The sequence below is a fragment of the Streptomyces sp. NRRL B-24085 genome (assembly GCF_001282115.1).
In the GTDB taxonomy this organism is placed as follows: Bacteria; Actinomycetota; Actinomycetes; order Streptomycetales; family Streptomycetaceae; genus Streptomyces.
The window spans coordinates 1-4,658 of sequence record NZ_LJBR01000319.1; the positions used below are offsets into that span (position 1 = coordinate 1).

4 protein-coding genes are annotated in these 4,658 nt (G+C 71.9%); all 4 read left to right on the forward strand.

The genetic code is table 11. The annotated features are described in order from the left end of the window. On the forward strand, positions 1-2,732 hold a 2,732-nt coding region (gene infB, locus AOJ26_RS30415), incomplete at its 5' end, for a translation initiation factor IF-2 (RefSeq protein ID WP_078960084.1). Positions 2,733-2,868: 136 nt separating this feature from the next. Next, positions 2,869-3,162 carry a DUF503 domain-containing protein gene (locus tag AOJ26_RS30420; RefSeq protein ID WP_031052658.1) on the forward strand — a complete coding sequence of 98 codons (294 nt, stop codon included), beginning with the start codon at positions 2,869-2,871 and terminating at the stop codon, positions 3,160-3,162. Positions 3,163-3,194: 32 nt separating this feature from the next. Continuing rightward, on the forward strand, positions 3,195-3,647 hold the full coding sequence (gene rbfA / locus AOJ26_RS30425) for a 30S ribosome-binding factor RbfA (RefSeq protein WP_053851583.1): 453 nt from the start codon (positions 3,195-3,197) through the stop codon (positions 3,645-3,647). Next, complete coding sequence (gene truB, locus AOJ26_RS30430) at positions 3,644-4,549, forward strand: tRNA pseudouridine(55) synthase TruB (protein WP_053851584.1); 906 nt, start codon at positions 3,644-3,646, stop codon at positions 4,547-4,549. The genes rbfA and truB overlap by 4 nt, the downstream gene beginning before the upstream one ends. Positions 4,550-4,658: the final 109 nt, after the last annotated feature.

A 4,658-nucleotide genomic window follows, 5' to 3' on the forward strand; every position in this document is an offset into this window, starting at 1 on the left:
CGGCACCGCCGTCGGCTCCCGCCGCCCCGGCCCCGCAGGGCCAGGGACAGGGCTCCGGCCCGCGTCCGGGTGCTCCGCGTCCGGCCGGCCAGGCCCCGCGTCCGGGTGCTCCGCGTCCGGCCGGCGGTCCCGGCCAGGGTGGCGGCCAGGGCCGCGGTGACCGCGGCGACCGTCCCGGCGCTCCGCGTCCGGGCGGCCAGGGCGCGCGTCCCGGTGCTCGTCCGGCCGGTCCCCGTCCGGGCAACAACCCGTTCACCTCTGGTGGCTCCACCGGCATGGCGCGCCCGCAGGCGCCCCGTCCGGGCGGCGCCCCGCGTCCCGGCGGCCCTGGTGGCCCCGGTGGCGCTCCCGGCGGCGCCCCGCGTCCGCAGGGTCAGGGCCAGGGCGGTCCCCGTCCCCAGGGCGCGGCGGGCGGTCCCCGTCCGCAGGCTCCGGGCGGCGCCCGTCCCACCCCGGGCGGCATGCCCCGTCCGCAGGGCGGTCCCCGTCCCGGCGGCGGCCCCGGCGGCCCGCGTCCCAACCCCGGCATGATGCCGCAGCGTCCGGCTGCCGGCCCGCGTCCCGGCGGCGGCCCCGGCGGCCGCGGTCCCGGTGGCGGCGGTCGTCCCGGTGGCGGCGGCGGTCGTCCGGGTGGCGGCTTCGCCGGTCGTCCGGCCGGTCCCGGTGGCGGCGGCTTCGCCGGCCGTCCCGGTGGTCCCGGTGGCGGTGGCGGCGGCTTCGCCGGTCGTCCGGGCGGTCCCGGTGGCGGTGGCGGCGGTCGTCCCGGCTTCGGCGGTCGTCCCGGTGGTCCGGGCGGTCGTGGTGGCACGCAGGGCGCCTTCGGCCGTCCCGGCGGTCCCGCGCGTCGCGGTCGCAAGTCGAAGCGGCAGAGGCGCCAGGAGTACGAGGCCATGCAGGCCCCGTCGGTCGGCGGCGTGATGCTGCCTCGCGGCAACGGCGAGACCATTCGCCTGTCGCGCGGTGCCTCCCTCACCGACTTCGCGGAGAAGATCAACGCCAACCCGGCGTCGCTCGTCGCGGTCATGCTGAACCTCGGCGAGATGGTCACGGCCACGCAGTCCGTCTCCGACGAGACGCTCCAGCTCCTCGCCGGCGAGATGAACTACGAGGTTCAGATCGTCAGCCCCGAGGAGGAGGACCGCGAGCTGCTCGAGTCCTTCGACATCGAGTTCGGCGAGGACGAGGGCGACGACGAGGACCTGGTCGTCCGTCCGCCGGTCGTGACCGTCATGGGTCACGTCGACCACGGTAAGACCCGGCTCCTCGACGCCATCCGCAAGACGAACGTCATCGCGGGCGAGGCCGGCGGCATCACCCAGCACATCGGTGCCTACCAGGTCTCCACCCAGGTCAACGACGAGGACCGCGCGATCACCTTCATCGACACCCCGGGTCACGAGGCGTTCACCGCCATGCGTGCCCGTGGTGCCCGGTCGACGGACATCGCGATCCTGGTCGTCGCGGCCAACGACGGCGTCATGCCGCAGACGGTCGAGGCGCTCAACCACGCCAAGGCGGCCGACGTCCCGATCGTCGTCGCGGTCAACAAGATCGACGTCGAGGGCGCCGACCCGACCAAGGTGCGCGGTCAGCTGACCGAGTACGGCCTGGTGGCCGAGGAGTACGGCGGCGACACCATGTTCGTCGACATCTCCGCCAAGCAGGGTCTGCACATCGACTCCCTGCTGGAAGCGGTCGTCCTGACCGCGGACGCCTCGCTCGACCTGCGGGCCAACCCGAACCAGGACGCGCAGGGCATCTCGATCGAGTCCCGTCTCGACCGCGGCCGCGGTGCCGTGGCGACGGTCCTCGTCCAGCGAGGCACCCTGCGGGTCGGCGACACGATGGTCGTGGGCGACGCCTACGGTCGCGTCCGCGCCATGCTCGACGACAACGGCAACAACGTCGCCGAGGCGGGTCCGTCCACGCCGGTCCAGGTGCTGGGTCTGACCAACGTCCCGGGCGCCGGCGACAACTTCCTGGTGGTCGACGAGGACCGTACGGCCCGTCAGATCGCCGAGAAGCGTGCCGCCCGCGAGCGCAACGCGGCCTTCGCCAAGCGCACGCGCCGCGTCTCCCTCGAGGACCTGGACAAGGTGCTCAAGGCCGGCGAGGTCCAGCAGCTCAACCTCATCATCAAGGGTGACGCTTCTGGTTCCGTCGAGGCGCTCGAGTCCTCCCTGCTCCAGCTGGACGTCGGCGAAGAGGTCGACATCCGCGTCCTGCACCGCGGCGTCGGTGCGGTCACGGAGTCGGACATCGACCTGGCGATGGGCTCGGACGCCATCGTGATCGGCTTCAACGTGCGCGCCGCCGGGCGTGCGCAGCAGATGGCCGAGCGCGAGGGCGTGGACGTCCGGTACTACTCGGTCATCTACCAGGCGATCGAGGAGATCGAGGCGGCCCTCAAGGGCATGCTCAAGCCGGAGTACGAAGAGGTCGAGCTCGGTACGGCGGAGATCCGCGAGGTCTTCAAGTCGTCCAAGCTGGGCAACATCGCGGGTGTCCTCATCCGCTCCGGCGAGGTCAAGCGCAACACCAAGGCGCGCCTCATCCGCGACGGCAAGGTGGTCGCGGAGAACCTCAACATCGAGGGTCTGCGTCGCTTCAAGGACGACGTCACCGAGATCCGCGAAGGCTTCGAGGGCGGTATCAACCTCGGAAACTTCAACGACATCAAGGTCGACGACGTCATCGCGACGTACGAGATGCGCGAGAAGCCGCGCGGCTGACCTGCACAGCACGCGATCGGGGCCGGTCGGCGGACGTAATATCCGTCGATCGGCCCCGGCCGTTGCGTGTACGGTTCCCGTATCGGCGTCGAAGCGTGGCGCCCGTACCCCGAACCGGCGGGACATCCGGACACACATGTATGTGGGGACTCTGTCCTTCGACCTGCTCCTCGGTGACGTGCACTCGCTGAAGGAGAAACGCTCTCTCGTCCGTCCGATCGTGGCCGAGCTCCAGCGCAAGTACGCGGTGAGCGCGGCGGAGACGGGCAACCAGAACCTCCACCGCAGGGCCGAGATCGGGCTCGCGGTGGTGTCCGGGGACACGGGACACCTCACCGACGTACTGGACCGCTGCGAGCGGCTGGTCGCCGCGCGGCCCGAGGTGGAACTGCTCTCGGTTCGACGCAGGCTCCACAGCGACGAAGACTGAAGCAACAAGTAAGTACTTAAGGAGACGGACCAGTGGCCGACAACGCGCGCGCCAAGAGGCTGGCGGACCTCATCCGAGAGGTGGTGGCCCAGAAGCTGCTGCGCGGGATCAAGGACCCGCGGCTCGGATCGCACGTCACCATCACGGACACCCGGGTGACGGGGGACCTGCGGGAGGCGACCGTCTTCTACACGGTGTACGGCGGAGAAGAGGAGCGGGCTGCCGCGGCGGCCGGACTGGAGAGCGCCAAGGGCGTGCTCCGCTCCGCGGTCGGGGCGGCGGCGGGCGTGAAGTTCACCCCGACGCTGACCTTCGTCGCGGACGCGCTGCCCGACACCGCCAAGACCATCGACGACCTGCTCGACAAGGCCCGGCAGTCCGACGAGAAGGTGCGCGAGGTGTCCGCGGGCGCCGCCTACGCCGGTGACGCCGACCCGTACCGCAAGCCGGGCGACGAGGACGAGACGGACGACACCACCGGATGACCCAGAAGAACCGGACGCCCGACGGCCTTGTCATCGTCGACAAGCCGTCGGGCTTCACTTCGCACGACGTGGTCGCCAAGATGCGCGGGATCGCGAAGACCCGCCGCGTCGGCCACGCCGGCACCCTCGACCCCATGGCGACGGGTGTGCTGGTCCTCGGAGTCGAGAGGGCGACCAAGCTGCTCGGTCACCTCGCGCTGACCGAGAAGGAGTACCTGGGCACCATCCGGCTCGGCCAGACGACCCTGACCGACGACGCCGAGGGCGAGATCACGGGGTCGGTCGACGCCTCGAAGGTCACCCGCGACGCCGTCGACGCCGGGATCGCCAAGCTGACCGGCGACATCATGCAGGTGCCGTCCAAGGTCAGCGCCATCAAGATCGACGGGGTGCGCTCCTACAAGCGGGCGCGGGAGGGCGAGGAGTTCGAGATCCCCGCGCGGCCCGTCACCATCTCGTCCTTCGCGGTGTACGACGTCCGGGACGCGGTCGCCGAGGACGGGACCCCGGTCCTGGACCTGGTGGTCTCCGTGGTCTGCTCGTCGGGCACCTACATCCGGGCGCTGGCCCGGGACCTGGGCGCCGACCTGGGCGTGGGCGGCCATCTGACGGCTCTGCGGCGCACGCGCGTGGGCCCGTACAAGCTGGACGCGGCCAGGACCCTCGACCAGCTCCAGCAGGAGCTGACGGTGATGCCGATCGCGGAGGCCGCGACGGCCGCCTTCCGGCGCTGGGACGTCGACGGCCGCCGGGCCAAGCTGCTTCTCAACGGCGTACGGCTGGAGATGCCCGAGGAGTACGCGGGCGCCGGTACGGTGGCCGTCTTCGACCCCGAGGGCCGGTTCCTCGCGCTGGTCGAGGAGCAGAAGGGCAAGGCGAAGAGCCTGGCCGTCTTCGGCTGACGCCGAGCGTGGGGGCACCGGGGCGGTCCGCCCGTGGAGCGGCGATCACGGGGTTGTGCCGCCGCTCCACGGTCCCCCCTCGGTTCCCCCACCCCTAGGGTGTATCCGC

Coding starts and splice junctions, on each gene's coding strand:
- truB (WP_053851584.1), top strand. CDS start 3,644: ATGACCCAGAAGAACCGGACGCCCGACGGCCTTGTCATCGTCGACAAG.
- AOJ26_RS30420 (WP_031052658.1), top strand. CDS start 2,869: ATGTATGTGGGGACTCTGTCCTTCGACCTGCTCCTCGGTGACGTGCAC.